The 2,042-nt window shown below is 34.3% G+C and carries 2 protein-coding genes and 2 pseudogenes; 3 read left to right on the top strand and 1 reads right to left on the bottom strand.

The annotated features are described in order from the left end of the window. A pseudogene (locus AB3X49_RS23260) lies at nt 1-107 on the top strand (DUF3952 domain-containing protein); the annotation flags it as partial. 350 nt (nt 108-457) lie between these two features. Here the strand turns inward: AB3X49_RS23260 and AB3X49_RS22015 are convergent. Next, nucleotides 458-1,243, bottom strand: a complete 786-nt coding sequence (locus tag AB3X49_RS22015; RefSeq protein ID WP_215574864.1) for a GNAT family N-acetyltransferase — start codon at nt 1,241-1,243, stop codon at nt 458-460. Between the two features lie 131 nt (nt 1,244-1,374). Between AB3X49_RS22015 and ytfJ the strand changes: the two genes are divergently transcribed. Both ytfJ and AB3X49_RS22005 read left to right on the top strand, forming a co-directional pair. Continuing rightward, the gene (gene ytfJ / locus AB3X49_RS22010; protein ID WP_002012522.1) at nt 1,375-1,800 is read left to right on the top strand and encodes a GerW family sporulation protein; all 426 of its coding nucleotides are present in this window, start codon (nt 1,375-1,377) and stop codon (nt 1,798-1,800) included. Nucleotides 1,801-1,906: 106 nt separating this feature from the next. After that, nucleotides 1,907-2,042 (top strand): annotated as a pseudogene (locus AB3X49_RS22005) (oxalate:formate antiporter); the annotation flags it as partial.

Raw genomic sequence — 2,042 nt, 5'->3', positions numbered from 1 at the left:
CACATAGTCAGCAAATATATGTGTATTTTAGTAGTGAAAAAGATAATAATCAAGAAGCTACGAAAGAGTATGTAAATTATAAAAAGAAATATGAAAATAATAAATGATTAAGTAAGTGAATGAAAGACCGAAAGTTGAGGAGGTTTTAGGTGATGCAATTACTTCTAATTGTATCATGATGGAATATTTAGAGAGATTAGTGTGGTGAATGTTTAATAATTATTTCTAGTTGTATTGGAGAGAATTAGAGCATAAAAATGCAGCCCCAATTGCTAGACTATATGTAACAATTGGGGACGTTTATCTATCCAAATTTAGTTTGAATACATAACATTTTTTAGTTAGAGTCATGGCTCCGCAAGTAGTTTCTTCATCTTCATAATAACGGTGTGAAATTTTTTTGTAATTTGCTTTTATTGCTAAGTGACAACTATTTCTGTATATAGAGTAGCCCTTATTATCGGTACATCGTCCACATTCCAATATCTTTAAACCCTAGTCGTTTATAAATACGTCCAGCTGCTGGATTGTTATAAAACAAACAAAGTGTTCGTCCTTCTTTCGTAAAGTCTTGAATCATTTTTTGCAATATAAGCGAAGCATATCCATTTCCGCGGTAATTCGGGTGTGTACATACACCAACTACCATAGCGGATAATGAATTTTCAGCGGAAGTGGAGGAGGATGCGATGATTGCGCCGTCTTTTTCAATATAATATGTACGTCCTGTATTTGTTTCGATAGCTTGCCTTAACATTTTTTCTGATTCATTAGCAGTCGGGAATTCAGCGATGTCACTTCGTAATTTCATAATTCGTTCTATATCATCGAGTGAGGCAAGTTTAATTGTTTCATGAATTGGTGTGCTAGGTAAGTTGCTGTCATTTAGACATTCGCAAAAATACATTTCATTTTTGGCGCCTAGTTGTACACTTGGAGCAGTTTCAAATCTTTCTACAATAGTTGACTTGCCAGAGAGTTTAAGCGGCTTATATGCGGAAAGAAGTGCCTCATAGTCAGTAACCACAAACTCTTCTTTACTATACGGTATAAATGTATCGTGAAAGCGAAGTAAAATGGATTTTAATGTTCCATTCTCTTTATATACGCCCCATAATTCTTGAAAGTCTGTTTCATAACCGAAAGCTTCTAAATCCCCAATAATAAACAAGTTAAGGGCTGCTTCTTCTTTTAGGTAAGCGAATACTTGTTCATGATCTTTCTTTGTTAATTTTCTCATCATAAAAAATCGACCTCTTTTTTATTTTTCTAAATATTACAACTTAAGTTTTTTGAAATCAATGTAAAATTTTATGTTTAGTTCACCAACTTTCGGAAAAACTAGGAAAGATATGACAAAGGAGGTTATGAACGGTGGATCATCCAATTCAAGGGTTAATGAAAGCGGCAATGGAAAATTTAAAAGAAATGGTCGATGTAAATACGATTGTTGGAGAGCCTGTTCAAACGGCTGACGGTGGTGTAGTGTTAACGGTTTCTAAAGTAGCGTTCGGTTTTGGAGCAGGAGGTTCTGATTTCCAAACGAATGATGGACAAAGAGCGAACGGTACCCCTGCATTTGGTGGCGGTAGCGCGGGTGGTGTTTCTATTACACCAGTAGCATTTCTTGTAGTGAATAAAGATGGAGTAAATATTCTGCATCTACAAAATGCGACACATTTAGCAGAAAAAATAATTGAATTAGCTCCACAAACAATTGATAAAATTCAATCGATGTTCCAAACAGATGAAAAGAAAGAGGGAAATCATCACCCTCAAAACCCAGATGAAATCCTTTAAAAACGCCTGCTCATAAGCAGGCGTTTTTTCTTGTAATCAGTATGTAATAAAACACATGAAATTGTAAATAGTTTTTGAAGTTTTTTCTATGTTTCTAAAATTTTTCATGTTAAAATATGCTATAGAATTGAAACATATAAAACGAAGGTGGCTAGGTGCTTTGTCTGGAGGATCTGACCAAGTAAACAATATGATATATATTAATGGTAATCGTCGGGGTCATTGTTTTATTACATCTGGAA

This window comes from Bacillus sp. C30 (genome assembly GCF_040838255.1).
Taxonomy (GTDB): Bacteria; Bacillota; Bacilli; order Bacillales; family Bacillaceae_G; genus Bacillus_A; species Bacillus_A mycoides.
This window is presented reverse-complemented; position numbering and strand designations above follow the sequence as displayed.